Below are 18,585 nucleotides of genomic sequence, written 5' to 3' on the forward strand. Positions count from 1 at the left end.
GCGCCGCACGCCGAGCGCCGTCATCGCACCGGTGGCGGCGCTTCGGCGTTCCCGGCTGCCTCGCCTTCGCTCAGGAGAACGGCGGGGCCACAGTGTCTTTCGCGGAGCGGATGAAGGTGAGCTCCTTGCCGTCGCGACCCACCCGCGGCCACTCGATGCCCAGCGTGGGGTCGAAGGCATCGATGTCTCGGTCGAACTCGGGCTGGTATTCCAGCGAGCACAGGTAGGTGACCGTCGACCCGTCCTCCAGCGAGAGGATCGCGTGCCCAAGGCCTTCGGACAGGAATACCGACCGCCGGTCGACGTCGTCGAGCAGCACGCTGTCCCAGCGCCCGTAGGTCGGCGAGCCGCGGCGCAGGTCGACGACCACGTCGAGGAACGCGCCGCGCACACAGGTCACGTATTTCGCCTGACCCGGCGGATCCTCGGTGTAGTGGATGCCGCGCAGCACCCCGGCCGCCGAGACCGAGCAGTTCACCTGGCGCAGGTCGAATGCCCGCCCGGTCGCCTTCTCGAACTCCGAGGCCTTGAATCCCTCGAGGAACATGCCGCGAGCGTCGCCGTGCTGGCGCGGGGTTATCACCCACGCGCCGGGCACCGCGAGTTCTCGGAATTCCATGCTCACCAGTCCCGTCCGCGTTCGAGCAAATCGAGCAGGTAGCGACCGTAGCCCGAGCGGACCAGCGGTTCGGCGAGCGCGCGCAGCTGCTCGTCGTCGATGAAGCCCATCCGCCAGGCCACTTCCTCCGGGACGCCGATCTTCAGCCCCTGCCGCTCTTCGATGGTGCGCACGTAGTTGGCCGCGTCCAGCAGTGAATCGAAGGTGCCGGTGTCCAGCCAGGCGGTGCCGCGAGCGAGCACGTCCACGCGCAGCCGATCCTGTTCCAGGTAGGCGCGGTTGATGTCGGTGATCTCGTACTCGCCCCGCGCCGACGGACGCAGCGAACGGGCGATCTCCACGACGTCGTTGTCGTAGAAATACAGCCCGGGAATCGCGTAGTTCGAGCGGGGCGCCTTCGGCTTCTCCTCGATGGACACCGCGCGCCCCTCGGTGAACTCCACCACGCCGTAGGCCGTCGGATCCGATACCCAGTAGGCGAAAACCGCGCCGCCGTCGATCCCGTGGAAGCGGCTGAGGCTGGTGCCGAGCCCGGGGCCGTGAAAGATGTTGTCGCCGAGCACCAGCGCGGCGCACTCGGTGCCGATGTGGTCGGCGCCGAGGACGAAGGCCCTGGCCAGGCCATCCGGCTCGGGCTGGACCACGTAACTCAGGTCGAGGCCGAACTGGGCGCCGTCACCGAGCAGCCGCACGAACGCGTCGGCGTCTTCCGGTGTGGTGATCACCAGGATGTCCCTGATCCCCGCGAGCATCAGCGTGGAAAGGGGGTAGTAGACCATGGGTTTGTCGTAGACCGGGACCAGCTGCTTGCTCACCCCGCGCGTGATCGGGTGCAGCCGGGAGCCGGTGCCGCCCGCCAAGATGATTCCGCGCATGGTTGGAGTCTGCCAGTTTCGCGGCGCCGGGATTCGATGAGGTTCCGAGTAGTCGTCAATTCGATTACGGGCGTTTCACTTCCCCCTGCTTCAGGCGATTCTGTTGCGTAGGTCACTATGCAGGGTGTTCGGAACGGACACCGTGTGAGATGTCAGCGCCGACAGCTCGCCTGGGCGACCTCGGTCCGGTCGTGACTCGGCGCGCCAGTGTGAGGTAGGTGCGCGATGTCCGACCTTGATGCCCAGTTCGGACGGCATGCGGTGGCGGCCGCCGAGCCCGGTGCGGTGATGAATCCGGACGGACCCAGCGCGCAATCGCGCTTGCTGTTGGCGGCGTGCATGGGTGTGGTGCGCCCCGTCCTGCGGACGTTCCCGGTCACCAGGGCGACCATTCCGATCGGCGCCGCCACGGTGAACGGCCTCGCCTGGCTGCGGCCCGAGCCGCGTGGCATCGACCGAGAGCAGGTATCGCTCAATGGCTTCCACTTGGAGATCATCCGCCCGGCAGGCGCGGCGCGTGCGCTGCGGCACGGAGCGCTGCTCTACACGCACGGCGGCGGTTTCGCGATCTGCAACACCCGCAGTCACCGGCCGATCGCGGCGAGCCTCGCGCGCCGCACCGGACTCCCGGTGGTCAACGTCGAGTATCGCCAGTTGCCCGGTCGGCGCATCGAACAGTCGGTGCGAGACTGCCTGACCGCCTACCGATGGCTGCTGCGTCACGGTGCGAATCCCGCCCGGATCGTCTTCGCGGGCGACTCGGCGGGCGGATACCTCGCTTTCGCGACGGCACTGCGCGCGTTGGCGGCGGGACTGCCCGCCCCGGCGGGGCTGGTCGGGTTGAGTCCGCTGCTGGATCTGGACTACGGCGCGAAGCGGGACTACGTGAACGTCACGCGCGATCCGTATATCCCGCTGTCGGCGTTGGAGGCGGTGGTACGCATCGGCGCCGAGGTCGACGGTGTCCTCGATCCGGCCCTGTCACCGGTGAACGCGGCGCTGTCCGCGCTTCCTCCGGTGCTGTTGATCGCCGCCGAGGACGAGGTGCTGCGGTTCGACTGCGAGCTGATGACGCAGCGGCTCACCGCGGCGGGCGTGCCGAACGCGCTGGAACTGTGGCGCGGCCAGGTGCACGCCTTCATGAGCATGGCGCCGAACCTGCCGGAGAGCAGGGCAGCGCTGGCGCGGGTTTCCCGGTTCGTGCGGGCCCGCATCGAGGACGACCAGCAGGCTCGGACGGCCTGACCGCCCGGCCTCTCCGAGGCGAGCCCCGCCCCGCATCCGGACGGGACGGGGCTCGCGTCCGTCCGGGGTCGTTCTCCGCCCTGCGAGGTGCTCGCACGCGCGATTAATTCCGGATCGAAGTTATCCGACCGGGATAAGGCAGGTCAGCGGCGTGCAAATGGTCTTCGTTCCATATTTGTTCAGTATTTGTTCATCTTTGTCATAGCCAGGCTGAATACGCCAAGCCCCGCCACGGTCGCGCGGCGGGGCTTGGCGTTGTGCTTTCAGTTGTGCGCGTTCAGCCGTCGATTACTTCGCCGGGGCGAACGGCTGGTTGATCGTGGTGAAGTATTGGATCGCGGCGCCGATCGCCACCGGGGCGGTGATGAACAGCTGGCCCGCGACGGTGCCGAGAGCGCCGACGGCGATGATGCCGCCGAAGCAGCCGATGACCGCGGCCGGGATGAACGGGCCGAACAGGCCGATGATGGTCGCCGAGGCGACGGTGGCGCCGGCGATGCCGCCGAGCACGCAGCCGACGGCCGCGCCGCTCAGGCCGCCGACCAGGGTGCCGATGGCGGCGCCGGTCGAGATGGTGTCCTTCATGCGGTTGAAGGCCGCGACCTCACGGTCGTACTCGGACTTCCACGGCGCCTTGTCCTCGAACGGCAGCGCGACCGGCTTGTAGACCGCCTTCGACATGTCGAGCTGCGGGGTCAGGGTGGCGGTGCGGTCGGAGATGTCGGCCGCGATCGGGAACTCGAAGTCGTCCACCCGGAAGGTCAGCGGGGTGCCCGCGACGACGTCGCCGTTGGCGGCCTTGACCTTGAAGACACCGTCCTCGACGACCATCGAGCCGGCATCGGTGGTGATGATGGACTGGGTGTCGGTAGCGCGTGCGGTGAAGTTCACCGCGCCGCTCTCGGCTTCGGTGGCCGGAGCCGCGTTGACGGTGCCGGCGGTGACGCCGAGGGCGGCGATCAGCAGTGCCGAGGTCGCGGCGAATTTCCTCATCAGCATTTTGTTTGGAACCTCGATGTGAAGCGTTCGGAGGGGACTAGACGAGCAAAATCTAGACCAGCTAACGAGTGGTGAACCCGTTGTGACTGTTTATTCAAATTTTGTTCACCGCGCGGACCCGCGGCTTGGTGGGGTTGTGGAAATGTGGGCGCTGACCGGGGTTTTCCGCGCCCAACGAAACCGGCGGTTCTCATCGATGGGAAACGGATGAGACGAAGGTCACAGATTGAAAACCTGGAATGTCGCGCGGCGGGACAGGTTTCGAGTCCGTCGTCGGCGTGACCGTACCCCACGTAGAGTCATGGGGTGCGATTGCTCGTCACCGGCGGAGCCGGATTCATCGGCGCGAACTTCGTCCACCAGACCGTGTCCGACCATCCCGACACGACCGTCACCGTTCTGGACGCCTTGACCTATGCCGGGAACCGGGCGTCGCTGGATCCGGTGGCCGACCGGATCGATTTCGTGCACGGCGACATCGCCGACCTCGACCTGGTCGACGAGCTGGTCAGCGGTGTCGACGCGGTGGTGCACTTCGCGGCGGAGTCGCACAACGACAACTCCCTCGCCGAGCCCTGGCCCTTCGTGCAGACCAATATCGTCGGCACCTATTCGCTGCTGCAGGCCGTGCGCCGCCACGATGTGCGCTACCACCACGTGTCGACCGACGAGGTGTACGGCGACCTGACTCCGGATGCCCCGGCGTTCACCGAGACCACGCCGTACAACCCCTCCAGCCCGTACTCGGCCACCAAGGCGTCGAGCGATCTGCTGGTGCGCGCGTGGACCCGCTCGTTCGGTGTCCGGGCCACCATCTCCAACTGCAGCAACAACTACGGGCCCTACCAGCACGTGGAGAAGTTCATCCCACGCCAGATCACCAATCTGATCGACGGGGTGCGCCCCCGCCTCTACGGCGCGGGGAATCAGGTGCGCGATTGGATCCATGTCGATGACCACAACCGCGCGGTGTGGGAGATCCTCCAGCGTGGCCGGATCGGGCAGACCTATCTGATCGGCGCCGACGGGGAACTGGACAACAAGTCGGTGGTGCGGCTGATCCTGGCGGAGTTCGGCCGGGATCCCGACGACTTCGACCACGTCACCGACCGGCCCGGTCACGACCAGCGCTACGCGATCGACGCGACGCTGCTGCGCACCGAACTCGGCTGGCAGCCGCGCTACGCGGACTTCCGCGCCGGACTGGCGGCGACCATCCAGTGGTATCGCGACAACGAGTCCTGGTGGCGGCCGGTGAAAGCCGACACCGAGCGCGCCTACCGTGAGGCCGGCGAGCGGACGCTCAGCGCGGCCGGAGACTGAAACGCTCGGATGAGAAACCCCGCCCGGCGCGGATGCGCGGGCGGGGCTCCAGTTCGTTTCAATGGTGCGCCGAGTTGTGGATTACTTGGCCGGCGGGGTGAACGGCTGGTTGATCGTGGTGAAGTACTGGATCGCGGCGCCGATCGCCACCGGAGCGGTGACGAGCAGCTGGCCCGCGACGGTGCCGAGGGCGCCGACGGCGATGATGCCGCCGATGCAGCCGAGGGCCGCGGCCGGGATGAACGGGCCGAACAGGCCGACGATCGTGGCGGCGGCGACGGTGGCGCCCGCGATGCCGCCGAGGACGCAGCCGACGGCCGCGCCGCCGAGACCGCCGACCAGGGTGCCGATGGTGGCGCCGGTCGAGATGGTGCTGGTCAAGCGGGACCAGGCGGCCTGCTCACGGTCGTACTCGGACTTCCACGGCGCCTTGTCCTCGTAGGGGAGGGCGACCGGCTTGTGGACCGCATGGGCCCGATCGAGTTGCGGGGTCAGGGTGGCGGTGCGGTCGGAGATGTCGGCCGCGATCGGGAACTCGAAGTCGTCCACCCGGAAGGTCAGCGGCGTGCCCGCGACCACGGCGCCGTTGGCGGCCTTGACCTTGAAGACACCGTCCTCCACGACGAGGGAACCGGCATCGGTCTTGATGATGGACTTGGTGTCGATGGCATGTGCGGTGAAGTTCACCGCGCCGTTGTCGGCCGCGGTGGCCGGAGCCGCGTTCACGGTGCCGGCGGTGACGCCGAGGGCGGCGATCAGCAGTGCCGACGTCGCGGCGAATTTCCTCATCAGCATTTGTTCGGTACCTCGAGAACTGTTCGGGGAACTAGACGAGCAAAAACCTAGACGAAGAGTGGCTAAATCGTAATGTGTCCGTGATTGACTATTAATTGATCTTGTGCATTGAAAGCCGTCGAATTCCAACGCCCGCTTGAGATTCCGCGCTAGGTAACACGCCGTTCACCCGTGATAATGTGATGCATATCACAATGATCTTCGTTCGCATTCTGCGAACCAGCACTCCGGTCTGGCATAAGAGCAGGTCATCGGTATCGAGACACGGTTTTGTCCCGGACCCGACGATTCCCTCCACGCATGGCGAGGGCGGCGCTCGCCCTCCCCGTGCCTGAAAGTACTCGGCCGAGCTGCCGAAGCAATCGGGATCGGTCCTCGACGCTGCTGCGCACCGCACAGGCTGGCATCCACGCCGACTTCCGCACCGGACTCGCGGCGGCCGGATATCGGGACGACGAATCCTGCTGGCGGCCGGTGGAATCCGGGACGTAGCGCGCCCATCGCGCGGCAGGAGAGCGGACGCGCAGCGTGGGCAGAGAACGAAACGGCCGAATGACCTTGCCGCTCAGCCCCACACGATGGTGTAGTACTTCGCCGCCGCCGCGATGAGCGCCGCGCTCGTCGTCACCAGCACGGTGACTGCCGGACCCAGAGTCGGGGTCTTCCCCGCGGTATCGGTGAGCCGCAACGGCATCCAGCGCAGCAGCACCGCGAACGCGATGATCGCCAGCGGCACGAAGTAGCGGCCCTGCACGCCGTCGATGATGTAGTAGCCGACCGGCGTGAACGACATGTACAGCGTCACGTAGATCATCGCCACACTCGCCGCCACGGTGAGCGCGACGATCAGCGTGCGGCGGAAGGCGGGGGCGTCCATCCGCTCGGCGACGCCCAGGCTCACCGCGAACGCGAGCAGGCAGGCCAGCATCGAGAGCGCGGGCACGTCGACGTAGGCGAAGCCGAGCTCACCGAAGAACTGGCTGAACCAGCGCTGATCGCGCAGCGCGATGCTCTCGCCGAACACGTGCGCGAACTCCGGCGGGTCACGGAGGATGCCGCTGAGCTGATCACCGGGGCGCACCGAGTGCCACTGGTGCTGCGGCCGCATCAGGCCCATGCCGTCGCCGGTCGGCGCCGCGATCTTCATCCACACCGCGAAAGCGAGCGCTCCGGCGGCGGCGAAGATCCAGGGGATCCAGCGCTGCCAGCCGCGGAACCCGAAACGCTCGGCGGGCACCAGCACCACGAGCAACGCGAGCAGCACGTACGTCGGCTTGCTCACCGGGAGCAGGATCGTCGCGGCCAGCAGCGCGCCGATCTCCACCCCGCCCAGTCGCTCACCGAGGAACAGAGCCTTCACCAGCAGCGCCGAAACCAGGATGGCCAACGCGTTGGTCATGGTGTCGGCGGTGACCGTGCCCGCTTGGAACACCGCGATCGGCAGCACCGCCACGGTGAACGCCAGCCACTGCACCCGGTGCGCGCGCAGCGCGTACAGGCCGAATCCGACCACCGCGAGGTAGGCCGCCAGCCCGGCGAGCCGGGTGAGCAGGAGCAGGCCGCCGACATCGAGCCCGAACAGTTCGCCGAGCCGGATGCCGATCGCGGCCGGAATATAAGGCACCGGCGAGTAGGCGGCGGTGTTGGTGAACCACACCGGTTCGGTGGCGTCCGAGACCGCGGCGCTGGTCAACTGGTCGTAGCGGGCGGGGCTGTCCACCATGGGGTCCGGCTCGTCCGGGTTGGTGGTGTAGTCCTTCAGGGCGTAGCCCATCAGCACGGTGATGCTGGATGGGACATCGCCGCCGTAGGCGATGCCGCGGTCGTCGTGGATGCGCTGCGGCAGGAATCCGCCGTGCGCGACCTGATAGGCGCGGCCGAACTGGGTGATCTCGTCATGACCCCAGAACGGCGGGGTGAGAACGGTGAACAGAGCGCCGAAGATCGCCGCGAGAACAGTGAAGGCGATCGTGGCGGCGCCGAGACGCTCCACGGCTCGGCGCCCGAGGCTTCGCGCGGACTCCGCCGCCGGTGTCGGCCGGTCGGTCGCCGGTAGCGGCGCGGTGTCGGTCGCGGGGAGCGGCGCGGTGTCCGCTGGAGGGGTCAGATCATTCTCCGGCGTCGCGGTCCGATCCGCCGATGTAGTCAACGCCCGGCTCCGCCGTCGCGGGCGGCATCGCCGTTGTGGGTCAGGCGCTGGTCGTCCGCACCCACCGCCGCGTACCGCAGGTAGACCAAGCGCGCGGCTTCGTGCCTGGAACGCCGGATGCCGTCCAGGATCAGGCCCGCGGTCCAGGCCAGGCTGCCCAGCAGCAGCAGGGTGAAGCCGAGGAACAGGGTCGGGAACCGCGGCACCTCATGGGTGTTGTAGAACTCGACCACGATCGGGATGGTCAGGATGATCGAGACCAGCCAGCTCAGCGTGCCGAACAAGCCGTAGAACGCGACCGGCCGCTCATGCCTGGCCAGCCCGATGATCAGGGCGAGGATCTTGAACCCGTCGTGGTAGGTGCGCAGCTTGCTCTCGCTGCCTGCGGGGCGGTCCCGGAAGCCGACCGGCACCGCGGTCTGCGGCACCCGCAGGTGCAGTGAATGCACGGTGAGCTCGGTCTCGATCTCGAACTCGCGGGAGACCGCGGGAAAGCTCTTCACGAAACGGCGGGAGAAGACCCGGAAGCCGGAGAGCATGTCCTCGACGTTCTCGCCGAACACCTTCCCGACCACGCCGTTGAGCACCTTGTTGCCGGTCTCGTGTCCCGCGCGGTAGGCCGAGGCGCCCTGGTCCTGTTTGCGCACGCCGAGTACGTGGTCGTAGGGGCCGTCCAGCAGGGTTTTGATCATCAGCGGCGCGGCCGACGCCTCGTAGGTGTCGTCGCCGTCGATCATCAAGTAGACATCGGCCTCGATGTCGGCGAAGGCGCGGCGCACCACGTTGCCCTTGCCCTTGGTGTGCTCGTGCCGCACGATCGCACCGGCCTCGCGGGCCCGCTCGGCGGTGGCGTCCGTGCTCAGATTGTCGTAGACGTAGACGACGATGCCGGGCACAGCGGCCTGTAGGTCGGCGACGACCTTGGCGACCGAAGCCTCTTCGTTGTGACACGGAACCACGGCGGCAATACGAAGCTCGGTGGAGTCCACCCCGGTCAATCCTCGCGATCGGTGCTGAATGTGGGAACACGGGGAGGGTACAGGGAACCCACCGCCGATGCGTGGCCGACCTCACCCGGTGTGGGAGCGGAATTTCCCCTCGCGCCCGGTTCGGCCGGGCTGCGGTACCGTCGGGCCGTGCCAACCCCTGAGTCCACCGCACCCGCCGCCGAGCCCCTGACGCAGGAGACCGGATCGCTCGTACGCACGGTGCTCACCGCGCTGCGCCGAGGGGGCGCATTTCTCGTCGTCGGCGCGATCGGTTTCCTGGTGGACGCGGGCACATACAACCTCCTGGTTTTCTGGGGCGGCGAGGGCCTGCTCTATCACTACCCACTGCCGGCCAAAATCATCGCGATCGCGGTGGCCACGGTGGTGACCTACTTCGGCAACAAGTGGTGGACTTTCGCCCACAAGCAGACCGACAATCCCGGGCGCGAATATCTGCTGTACGCGGTGTTCAACGTCGTCGCGATCGGCCTGCAACTGGGCTGCCTCGGCTTCTCCCGCTATGTGCTCGACCTGTCCACTCCGCTGTCGGACAACATCTCCGGCACCCTCATCGGGCAGATCGTGGCGGTGGTGTTCCGCTACTGGGCCTATGACAAATTCGTCTTCACCGGGGTTCGCGAGGGCGCGGGCAACACCGCGGACAACGAATCGGCGAACGTTCAGCAATAGTTCCGACAAGGGACGGCGCGGCTGCACGCCGGGCAGGCGGGCAGGGCGGTTGATATCCTCACCCCCGCCGTGAAGGCATCCAGGGGCGTGTCTGTCCCGTCCGGCACAATGAGAATTTCGAGGATTTCATGGATCAGTCGGCTACCCAGGCCGTTACCGAAACAAACGATCGCTCGACGGCCGCTGACGCGCCTGCCGCACTGCGCGCCGACCATCGGGCGCCGGACCGTCTCGTGTTACAGCGCGGCATCTTCACCGGGCCGTCGGCCAGAGTGAGCGACGAGCTGTACGCCGTCGTCAAAGGCGGCGCGCATCGGGAACGCCTGACGATGCGGCTGGACAAGGGCGCGACCGCGCACACCAATACCTACTTCGGCCGGTTCGCCGCCAGCTACTGGCAGCGCTGGACCACGGTCACCGAAGTGCGGGCCACCATGGTGCTCGACGTCGTCGCGAAGGCGAAGATCCGGCTGGTCGCCTCCGACATCGCGGGCCACCGCAGGATCATCGACAACGCGCAGGTCGACGCGAGCGGCTCGGTGACCCTGACCGCCCCGCTCGACCAGTACGTCGACGGCGGCGCGCTGTGGCTGGAATTCGACGCCATCGGCGGCGCGCTCGGGATCGCGGAGCTCACCTGGACCGCCGTCGCGCCGGAGCACGTGCGACCGGTCGCGATCGCCATCTGCACCTTCAACCGGGCCGAGGACTGCGCCGAGACGGTCGCCGCGCTGTCGTCCGACCCGACCGTGCTCGCGGCGATCGACGCGGTGTACGTCGTCGACCAGGGGACCGATCTGGTCCAGGATCGGCCGCGCTACCAGGAGGTCGCGCCGGTCTTCGGGGACAAGCTGCGGTACATCCGCCAGCCCAACCTGGGCGGCGCGGGTGGTTTCACGCGCGGCCTGTACGAGGTGTCCGCCGTCAACGAGCACGCCGACGTCATCCTGATGGACGACGACATCCTGTGCGAGCCGGAGACGGTGCTGCGGCTCAACGCCTTCGCCAACCTGACGGTGGAGCCGACGTTGGTCGGCGCGCAGATGCTGTTCCTGCTCAACCCCGACTACCTCAACGTCGGCGCCGAGGAAGTGCACCTGCACCGGCTGCGGCACGGGCAGCGGGTGCCCAAGGCGCTGCGCAACACCAGCATGCTGAAGAAGAACCAGGAGCGCCGCGTCGACGCGGGCTACAACGCCTGGTGGACCTGCCTGATCCCGGCCGAGGTGGTCGCGAAGATCGGGTTGCCGATCCCGATCTTCTTCCAATGGGACGACGTGGAATACGGCATCCGGGCACGCGAGCACGGTTTCGTCACCGTCACGCTGCCCAACGCCGCGGTGTGGCACGCGGACTTTTATTGGAAGGACTACGACGACTGGGCGCGCTACTTCAGCACCAGGAACTCGCTGATCGTCGGCTCGCTGCACGCGGATCTGGACGCCAAGGAGATCACCCGCAAACTGTTCCGCGAACTGTCCGAGCAGTTGGTCGCGATGCAGTACGGCCTGGTGCACACCACGTTGCAGGGCATCGAGGACTTCCTGAAGGGGCCCAAGGTCTTGCAGGACGGCGGTATCGAGGCACTCGCCGCCGCGCGCACCAGCCGGGCCGACTACCCCGAGACGATCAAGCACCCGGCCGCGACGCCGCCGGTCCGCTCCGCCGACATCCAAGTGCGCCGCGCCGGTGGGGAGCCAAGCCGCGCGCTGCTGGTGCTGATCAAGCGTGCGATCAACCAGTGGTTCGGCCGCACCCAGCACGGCGTCATCGGCGTCACCAGGGAAGACGCCTACTGGTGGCATGTCTCGCTGTTCGACCACGTGGTGGTCACCGACGCTTCGCAGTCCGGCGTGCGGGTGCGCAAGCGGGACAAGGCCCGCGCCCGTCAGCTGCTGCGCCGCACCCTGCGCGTGTTGCGCCGTCTGCGCCGCGAACTGCCCGGCTTGCAGGCGCAGTACCGCGCCGCCATGCCGGAACTCACCAGCCGCGGCAACTGGGAGCGGTTGTACGGGATCGCGAATTCCAAAGGCGACAGCTGATTTGGCCTGGGTGGCCGCACACCTCGCCAGGTGTGCGGCCACCGATGCTCACAGGAAGAGGTCGGTGGTGAGTTCGGCGTCGCCGGGGGTGACGCGGTACTTGTCCAGGTCGGTGATGCCGTGCGCCGCGAGGACGTCGTCGTCGATGAAGAAGTTGCCGGTGGTCTCCTTGCTCGGCGAGGTGAGCACCAGGTAGGCGGCGTCGGCGTAGATGTCGGGGGTGCGCGAGGTGGCGATCATCTGCTCGCCGCCGAGCAGGTTCTGCACCGCCGCGGTGGCGATGGTGGTGCGCGGCCACAGCGAGTTGACGCCGATGCCGTCGCCCTTCAGCTCCTCGGCCAGACCCAGTGTGGTCAGCGACATGCCGTACTTCGCGATGGTGTAGCCCAGGGCCATGCCCGCCCACTTCGGGTCCAGGTTCAGCGGCGGGGACAGGGTGAGGATGTGCGGATTGCGTCCGGCCTTCGCCGATTCGCGCAGGTGCGGGATGCTCAGTTTGGACAACAGGAAGCTGCCCCGGCAGTTGATGTCCTGCATCAAGTCGTACTTCTTCATCGACAGCGCGTCGGTGGGTGACAGATCGATCGCCGAGGCGTTGTTCACCACGATGTCGATGCCACCGAACCGCTCGACCGTCTGGCGTACGGCCTCGGCCACCGACTCGTCGACGCGGACATCGCCGACGAACGGCAACACCTGCCCGCCCGCCTGCTCGAGTTCCGCGGCGGCGGTGTGGATGGTGCCGGGGAGCTTGGGGTGCGGCTGATCGGTCTTCGCGATCAGGGTGATGTTGGCGCCGTCGGCCGCGGCCCGCTTCGCGATCTCCAGACCGATGCCGCGGCTGCCGCCGGACATGATCATCGTCCGCCCCGCTAGCGGCTTGGATCCCGATTCCGTCATGTGACCTGCTCCTTCGTGTGTACCGCAGGCGGGACGCCCGCGGCTTCGCGCGCTTGCACACTAAGCGTAAACCTCGCAGGTATGCAATCAGTTGCATAGGGCGTGCGAAGAGAGGGCACCGGTTGACCGGTGCCCTCTCGGGTTCAGAGCGCCGCGAGCGTCAGGATGTTCAGCAGGATCAGCAGGCCGGTCAGTGCCCAGACGATGTACAGGAACACCATGCCCGGCGCCTTCTGCGGAACCGGGCCGATCGCGCCGTTGAGGAAGATCACCACGGGCGCCTTGTAGTAGAAGCGCGTGGCCTGTCCCTCGGTGATCGGCACCGTCACGGTGGCCGGGCCCATGTCGAACAGCCACGGGGTGGTGACCCGGACGTGGTACTGGCCGGGGCCGACCGGAATGTGGTTCGCGCCCCAGCGGGTGTTGGGCACCTGCTGGCCGTTGACCAGGATCTTCGGCTTGGTCAGCGCGAGCAGGAACGCCCAGCCCGAGTACGAGGCATCGATGGTGATGCCGGGCGGATCGGCGGGCTGGCCGTAACCCTGCTGCGGCCCGAACTGCCGCGGCTGACCGAACTGCTGCGGTTGTCCGAACGGCGCGGGTTGACCATACGGCTGCGGCTGGCCGTACTGCGGTGCGGGCTGGCCGAATTGGGGCGCGGGCTGCCCGGCCTGCGGTTGCACGAGGTGCGGTTGGCTCGGATGCTGCCCCGCGGGCGCCGGCGCGTACTGCGCGGGCGCCTGCGGGGGCGGGTACTGGCCGACCGGCGGCTGCTGACCGTACGCCGGCTGTCCGGGCCATTGCCCGGGCTGCTGGCCATGAGGCGGGTACCCGCCGGGGTGAGTCATCTATCCCTCCCAGATAGCGAACAGTGCGAGGGCGACCCTACCGTGCCTCGGGGCGATCAGCGCCGCGAGTTCCGCTCCCGGAACATCTTGCGATGCTGCTTGGTGATGTCCCGCCAGGCTCGCTCGCGTTCGGCCTGCAACCGCTTGTCGGTGCGCGCTTGCATCCACTCGTTCTCCCGCGCCAGCTTGCGGTAACTGTCCAGCCTGCGCTGGGTGAGCTCGCCGTTGTCGATCGCGTCCCGCACCGCGCATCCCGGTTCGGCGCGGTGTGCGCAATCGCCGAAATGACACTGCGCGGCAAGGGATTCGATGTCGCTGAACGTCTTCTCGATGCCTTCGCCCGCGTCCCACAGCCCGACGCCACGCAGCCCGGGTGTATCGATCAGCGTGCCGCCGCCGGGCAGCGGCCGCAGCTCCCGGTGCACCGTGGTGTGCCTGCCCTTCTTGTCCACGTCGCGGACCGCGTTCGTGGCGAAGATCTCCGCGCCGAGCAACGCGTTGGCGAGGGTCGACTTCCCAGCACCGGAGGGTCCGATCAACGCGACGGTGCCCTCCAGCATCGCGACGAGCACATCGAGCCCGGCGCCGGTATCCGCGCTCACCGCGAGCACGGCCGCGCCCGGCGCGACCGCGCGCACCTCGTCGAGCGGGAGATAGGCCGCCGCGTCGGACTTGGTGAGCAGCACGATCGGCGTAGCGTCGCTTTCCCAGGCCAGGGTGAGCATGCGCTCGATGCGGCCGAGGTCCACGTCGCCGTCGGCGGCGGTGCAGATCAGCACGGTGTCGACATTGGCGGCCAGTACTTGGCCCTGCGATCGGCCGGACACCGACGACCGCATGATCGCCGACCGGCGCGGAAGCAGTCGCCGCACCGCGCAATCGCTGTCGATGCTCACCCAATCGCCGGTGCACAGGCCGCTGACTTCGGAATCAGCGCGTGGGCAGCGCGCGCGAGCGAGCCCGCTCGGCGTGGCCACGTCGCATTCGCTGCGGTCCATGCGGATGATCCGCGCGGGCGCACAGCCTTCCTCGATCAGCGAGGCGTAACGGGTGGAAACGGCTTCGGTCCAGCCGTAAGGGACGAGAAGGTCGTAGTCGACCATGATGGAAGGAGTCCTTCGTCGGGCGCCGAACCCGACCAGGGTTCAGCTGAGGGAGAATGAGCAGGAGTTTCGTGTGGCCGCAGGCGTAACGCGCCCGGACACGACAATCCGCACGTTCCTCGTCACGGTCCACACCTCCTTGCCTCTCTCGCAGTCGACCTACCTTCGCACCAACAACTCACCCGCGCAACCGAATTTCCGGCCGCACGAGTCGGCGACTAGTCGGGCTTGCCGAATTGCTCGTGGCGGCCGAGGGAGCGGAGGTGGAACCACTCGCGCAGGCCCGCCGGGTCGCGCCGAGTGACCAGGAAGAACCAGGAGAAGCGGATCCACTCCTGGGGCAGCAGTTTCCGCATGCCGGGCTGGGACATCAGATAACCGCGGTTGCGGTAGGTGAAGTAACGCTTCACCGGGTCGTCGGGGTACTGCGTGTGCATCCGGCCGCCGAGAATCGGTTTGAACTCGGCCGCACCGTTGGGATGCAGGTACGCCGTCTGCAAACAGGTGCCGAACGGCAGGCCGGAGCGCACCAGGCGGCGATGCACCTCGACCTCGTCGCCGCGGACGAACAGGCGTAGGTCCGGCACGCCGATCACGTCGACCGCCTTCGCGGAGATCAGCGCGCCGTTGAACAGCGAGGCGATCCCGGGTAGGAAGTCCTCGTCGCCGAGTTCCGACCGCAGCCGCCGCCACACCACGCCCCGGCGCAGCGGGAACGCGAGACGGTCGGGTTCATCGATGTCGCAGACCACGGGCGACACCTCGACCAGCCCGTGCCGGTTCGCGCAATCCAGCAGGGTGGACAGCACGTCGGGACCTTCTGGCCTGCCGTCGTCGTCGGCGAGCCACACCCAGTCCGCGCCGATGCTCAGGGCGTGCAGCATGCCGAGCGCGAACCCGCCCGCGCCGCCGAGATTGTGCGCCGAACCCAGATAGGTGGATTCCACCGGTTGGTCGCGGACCAGCGCGGCGACCTCCGCTTCGTTGCCGTTGTCGACCACGATCAGGTGATCCACCGGCCGGGATTGGGACGCAACGACTTTCAGCGACTCGGCGAGCAGCTCGCGGCGCTTGTGCGTGACGACGACGGCCACGATGCGCGCGCCCGAGCCGGAGCCCGGTGCCGCGGAGTCCTCGGCGCCGCTCGGGCCGCCGACGCCTTCCTCCGGCGCGGAGCCGACCCGGGCCTGCGCCCCTTCGTCGATCGGGGTGTCCTGCCCGGTCGGCTCACTCATGCCTGATTCCGCTCCAATTCTCGCTCGGTTCCCGCGGCCCGTTCGGCCTCCATTTCGCGCAGCACGGTCGCCACGTGATTCCCCGCATCCGGCCCCTCATAGGCTCGCACCACTTCTTCGATACCGCCACGCAAGCGGATCTGGCCGTGGTCGATCCACAGCGCGGTATCGCACAGCTGCGCGAGGAATTCGTTGGAATGGCTGGCGAAAACCAGGATGCCGGACCGCGCCACCAGCGACTGCAACCGGAGCCGGGCCTTCTTCATGAATTCCGCGTCCACCGCGCCGATGCCCTCGTCCAGCAGCAGGATCTCCGGATCGATCGAGGTCACAACGCCCATCGCGAGCCGGACCCGCATACCGGTGGAATAGGTGCGCAGCGGCATGGACAGATATTCGCCCAGCTCGGTGAATTCGGCGATCTCATCGATTTTGGAGAGCATCTGCTTGCGGGTCTGCCCGAGGAACAGGCCGCGGATGATGATGTTCTCGTACCCGGAGATCTCCGGGTCCATCCCGACGCCGAGATCGAAGACCGGCGCGACCCGCCCGCGGATGCGGGCGCTGCCGCGTGACGGCTCGTAGATGCCCGAAAGCAACCGCAGCAGCGTCGATTTGCCCGCGCCGTTGTGTCCGACCAGGCCGACCCGGTCGCCCTCACGCAGCGAGAGCGTGATGTCCCGCAACGCCTCGACCACGACGACGTCGGACTGGTTGCGTCCGATCGCGCCGCCGGCCTTGCCGAGGAACGCCTTCTTCAACGACCGCGATTTGGCGTCGAAGATCGGAAATTCGACCCACGCCTCCTGGGTTTCGATACTCACACGGCTCATGGGGCGCTCCTATACCCAGTACGGTACGCGCGAACGGTACTGCTTCATGGCGAAGATCGCCGCGATCCAGCCCAGCAGGGTGATCGTGCCGACGACCAGCCAGTGCCGCAGTTCCTGCGGTTCGCCGAGCAGGGGCGCCCGGACGATTTCGAGATAGTGGAAGGTCGGCACGAGCTCGGCGAGCTTGGCGCGGTCACCGGTGCCGACCTGCGATTCCAGGGTCTTGGTCGTCCACATCACCGGCGTGAGCACGAACAGCATCAGCGTGGTGCTGCTGAGAATCGGCGCGATATCGCGGTAGCGGGTGCTGAAAATGCCGAACACGATCGACACCCACGCGCAGTTCAGGAAGATCAGCGCGATCGCGGGAATGGCCAGCAGACTCGCGGGCCCGAGATGGCGCCAGACGCCGAACGCGGCGAGCATCACCAGGTAGATAACCATGTTGTGGGCGAAGAACAGCAGCTGCCGCCACACGAGCCGGTAGACGTGCACGCTCAGCGCGGAAGGCAGCTGTTTGATCAGGCCCTCGTTGGCGATGAAGACCTCCGAGCCTTCCAGGATGCTCGCGCTGATGACGTTCCAGATGATCAGTCCGACCGTCACGTAGGGCAGGTACTCCCGCAGCGGCTGGCCGAGCAGCGCCGCATAGAGCACGCCCATCGCGATGGCCTGCAGGCCGGTGGCGATGGTGATCCAGAACGGGCCGAGCACCGAGCGGCGGTAGCGCTGCTTGATGTCCTGCCAGCCGAGCGACAGCCACAGCTCGCGCTGCGCGAATCCGCCCGCGAAGTCCTGGAAGGCGCGCCGGAACGTCTGCGAGTCCGGCACGATCTTCGCCACGGTCGCCCCGGCGCGCGCGGCCTCGGTCTCGGGCGTGGTCGCGCTCACCGCATCCTCCCGCGCCGCGTCGTCGCCGGAGCGCACGTCGTCGTTCGTGGAGGTCGGGGAGGTGTCGTCTGTACGCGCTTGGTCATCGGAACCAACTGAGCTCTCTTCAGGACGCGCCGCACTCGGGTCGGAAACGGAGTCGGGGCGAGCGGCAGCTGCGGGCACGGTGCACGAGACTACCCCTGCGGCTCGGCGCCGCCGCGTGGCACACGCGCGTCGCCGGTCTCACAGGTACTGGCCGGAACCGCCGGTGACCTGACTCGAATGGCCTGCGCGCGGGTCGGCGGCGTGGATGCCGGGGGGAAGGGCGCCCTGACGCATCTGCTCGAGCTGGGCGCGTGCGGCCATCTGCTGGGCGAACAGCGCGGTCTGAATCCCGTGGAACAGGCCCTCCAGCCAGCCGACCAGCTGCGCCTGCGCGATCCGCAGCTCGGCGTCGGACGGGACGGCGTCGTCGGTGAACGGCAGGGTGAGCCGCTCGAGTTCCTCGCGCAGTTCGGGGGCGAGCCCCTGCTCCAGCTCCCGGACCGAGGAGGTGTGGATCTCCTTGAGCCGATTGCGGCTGGCCTCGTCGAGCGGAGCCGCGCGGACCTCTTCGAGCAGCTGCTTGATCATGGTGCCGATCCGCATGACCTTCGCGGGCTGCTCGACCATGTCGGCGAGCGATTCGCCGGAGTCGTCGCGGTCGTCGGAGTCGTCCTTCTTATCGTCGGTCACCACCTGCGCGGTGTAGGGCGTGTCCGATCCCGGCGCCGCCGGGATGGCCAGCGGCCTGCCGTTGGGGCCAACGACGACGATGTGGTCCGGTGCCTCATCCGAGTGCGTCATGGTCCCTATCATGTCGCGTCCGCCGCGAACGCGCTAAGGCGGTGCTCCGTGGGCCCGGTGCGTGGAGCGCCAGGCCAGGGGTTGCCCGGTCGACGCCGCGGCGTGGCCTCGGCGTTCTATTCTGTTCGGGTCGTGTGGTTCGGATCTGTCGAAAGTCGGTCACCATGCTGAGTCCCAGGTCGCTGTGCTCCCACCAGGTCGCGGAGGGGAACGCGGTTACA

At 67.7% G+C, this 18,585-nt stretch carries 17 protein-coding genes; 4 read left to right on the forward strand and 13 right to left on the reverse strand.

Annotation, left to right across the window (positions count from 1 at the left end; all coding sequences use genetic code 11):
- Nucleotides 1–70: 70 nt before the first annotated feature.
- Nucleotides 71–619, reverse strand: a complete 549-nt coding sequence (locus ON34_RS00630) for a dTDP-4-dehydrorhamnose 3,5-epimerase family protein (RefSeq protein ID WP_040772729.1) — start codon at nucleotides 617–619, stop codon at nucleotides 71–73.
- Nucleotides 620–621: 2 nt separating this feature from the next.
- A complete protein-coding gene (gene rfbA, locus ON34_RS00635) occupies nucleotides 622–1,494 on the reverse strand; it encodes a glucose-1-phosphate thymidylyltransferase RfbA (protein ID WP_040772730.1) in 873 nt (290 codons plus the stop codon).
- A 225-nt stretch (nucleotides 1,495–1,719) separates the two neighbouring features.
- Between rfbA and ON34_RS00640 the strand changes: the two genes are divergently transcribed.
- Nucleotides 1,720–2,739 (forward strand): alpha/beta hydrolase, encoded by a 1,020-nt coding sequence (locus ON34_RS00640; RefSeq protein WP_083889058.1) that lies wholly within the window; start codon nucleotides 1,720–1,722, stop codon nucleotides 2,737–2,739.
- A gap of 288 nt (nucleotides 2,740–3,027) precedes the next feature.
- Here ON34_RS00640 and ON34_RS00645 read toward each other — a convergent pair whose 3' ends face one another.
- The gene (locus tag ON34_RS00645; protein ID WP_040772731.1) at nucleotides 3,028–3,738 is read right to left on the reverse strand and encodes a DUF8020 domain-containing protein; all 711 of its coding nucleotides are present in this window, start codon (nucleotides 3,736–3,738) and stop codon (nucleotides 3,028–3,030) included.
- 306 nt (nucleotides 3,739–4,044) lie between these two features.
- On the opposite strand from ON34_RS00645, the gene rfbB reads away from it, so the two are divergent.
- Nucleotides 4,045–5,061: a dTDP-glucose 4,6-dehydratase gene (gene rfbB / locus ON34_RS00650; RefSeq protein ID WP_040772732.1), complete on the forward strand. Its 1,017-nt coding sequence runs from the start codon at nucleotides 4,045–4,047 to the stop codon at nucleotides 5,059–5,061.
- Between the two features lie 81 nt (nucleotides 5,062–5,142).
- Here the strand turns inward: rfbB and ON34_RS00655 are convergent, their stop codons facing one another.
- The 3 genes from ON34_RS00655 to ON34_RS00665 form a co-directional block, all read right to left on the reverse strand.
- Nucleotides 5,143–5,856 (reverse strand): DUF8020 domain-containing protein, encoded by a 714-nt coding sequence (locus ON34_RS00655; RefSeq protein ID WP_040772734.1) that lies wholly within the window; start codon nucleotides 5,854–5,856, stop codon nucleotides 5,143–5,145.
- A gap of 565 nt (nucleotides 5,857–6,421) precedes the next feature.
- Nucleotides 6,422–8,005 carry a DUF2142 domain-containing protein gene (locus ON34_RS00660; RefSeq protein ID WP_040772736.1) on the reverse strand — a complete coding sequence of 528 codons (1,584 nt, stop codon included), beginning with the start codon at nucleotides 8,003–8,005 and terminating at the stop codon, nucleotides 6,422–6,424.
- Nucleotides 8,002–8,994: a glycosyltransferase gene (locus tag ON34_RS00665; RefSeq protein WP_040772737.1), complete on the reverse strand. Its 993-nt coding sequence runs from the start codon at nucleotides 8,992–8,994 to the stop codon at nucleotides 8,002–8,004. The genes ON34_RS00660 and ON34_RS00665 overlap by 4 nt, the downstream gene beginning before the upstream one ends.
- A 147-nt stretch (nucleotides 8,995–9,141) precedes the next feature.
- Between ON34_RS00665 and ON34_RS00670 the strand changes: the two genes are divergently transcribed.
- Together ON34_RS00670 and ON34_RS00675 are read left to right on the forward strand one after the other, a co-directional pair.
- Nucleotides 9,142–9,684, forward strand: a complete 543-nt coding sequence (locus ON34_RS00670) for a GtrA family protein (RefSeq protein ID WP_245547827.1) — start codon at nucleotides 9,142–9,144, stop codon at nucleotides 9,682–9,684.
- 128 nt (nucleotides 9,685–9,812) lie between these two features.
- Nucleotides 9,813–11,726 (forward strand): glycosyltransferase, encoded by a 1,914-nt coding sequence (locus ON34_RS00675; protein WP_040772741.1) that lies wholly within the window; start codon nucleotides 9,813–9,815, stop codon nucleotides 11,724–11,726.
- A gap of 48 nt (nucleotides 11,727–11,774) precedes the next feature.
- Here the strand turns inward: ON34_RS00675 and ON34_RS00680 are convergent, their stop codons facing one another.
- The 7 genes from ON34_RS00680 to ON34_RS00710 all read right to left on the reverse strand — a co-directional run bounded on the left by ON34_RS00680 (nucleotide 11,775) and on the right by ON34_RS00710 (nucleotide 18,364).
- Nucleotides 11,775–12,626: an SDR family oxidoreductase gene (locus tag ON34_RS00680; RefSeq protein WP_040772743.1), complete on the reverse strand. Its 852-nt coding sequence runs from the start codon at nucleotides 12,624–12,626 to the stop codon at nucleotides 11,775–11,777.
- 143 nt (nucleotides 12,627–12,769) lie between these two features.
- A complete protein-coding gene (locus tag ON34_RS36970) occupies nucleotides 12,770–13,474 on the reverse strand; it encodes a hypothetical protein (protein WP_040772745.1) in 705 nt (234 codons plus the stop codon).
- Nucleotides 13,475–13,530: 56 nt separating this feature from the next.
- Nucleotides 13,531–14,577 (reverse strand): ribosome small subunit-dependent GTPase A, encoded by a 1,047-nt coding sequence (gene rsgA / locus ON34_RS00690; protein WP_040772747.1) that lies wholly within the window; start codon nucleotides 14,575–14,577, stop codon nucleotides 13,531–13,533.
- A 218-nt stretch (nucleotides 14,578–14,795) separates the two neighbouring features.
- Nucleotides 14,796–15,812 carry a galactofuranosyltransferase GlfT1 gene (gene glfT1 / locus ON34_RS00695; protein WP_245547828.1) on the reverse strand — a complete coding sequence of 339 codons (1,017 nt, stop codon included), beginning with the start codon at nucleotides 15,810–15,812 and terminating at the stop codon, nucleotides 14,796–14,798.
- Complete coding sequence (gene wzt, locus ON34_RS00700; protein ID WP_040772749.1) at nucleotides 15,809–16,645, reverse strand: galactan export ABC transporter ATP-binding subunit Wzt/RfbE; 837 nt, start codon at nucleotides 16,643–16,645, stop codon at nucleotides 15,809–15,811. The genes glfT1 and wzt overlap by 4 nt, the downstream gene beginning before the upstream one ends.
- Nucleotides 16,646–16,654: 9 nt before the next feature.
- Nucleotides 16,655–17,536: a galactan export ABC transporter permease subunit Wzm/RfbD gene (gene wzm / locus ON34_RS00705; RefSeq protein WP_040772940.1), complete on the reverse strand. Its 882-nt coding sequence runs from the start codon at nucleotides 17,534–17,536 to the stop codon at nucleotides 16,655–16,657.
- A 225-nt stretch (nucleotides 17,537–17,761) separates the two neighbouring features.
- Complete coding sequence (locus ON34_RS00710) at nucleotides 17,762–18,364, reverse strand: bacterial proteasome activator family protein (RefSeq protein WP_040772752.1); 603 nt, start codon at nucleotides 18,362–18,364, stop codon at nucleotides 17,762–17,764.
- Between the last annotated feature and the right edge of the window lie 221 nt (nucleotides 18,365–18,585).

The organism is Nocardia pneumoniae NBRC 100136 (assembly GCF_000308755.1).
Classification (GTDB): domain Bacteria; phylum Actinomycetota; class Actinomycetes; order Mycobacteriales; family Mycobacteriaceae; genus Nocardia; species Nocardia pneumoniae.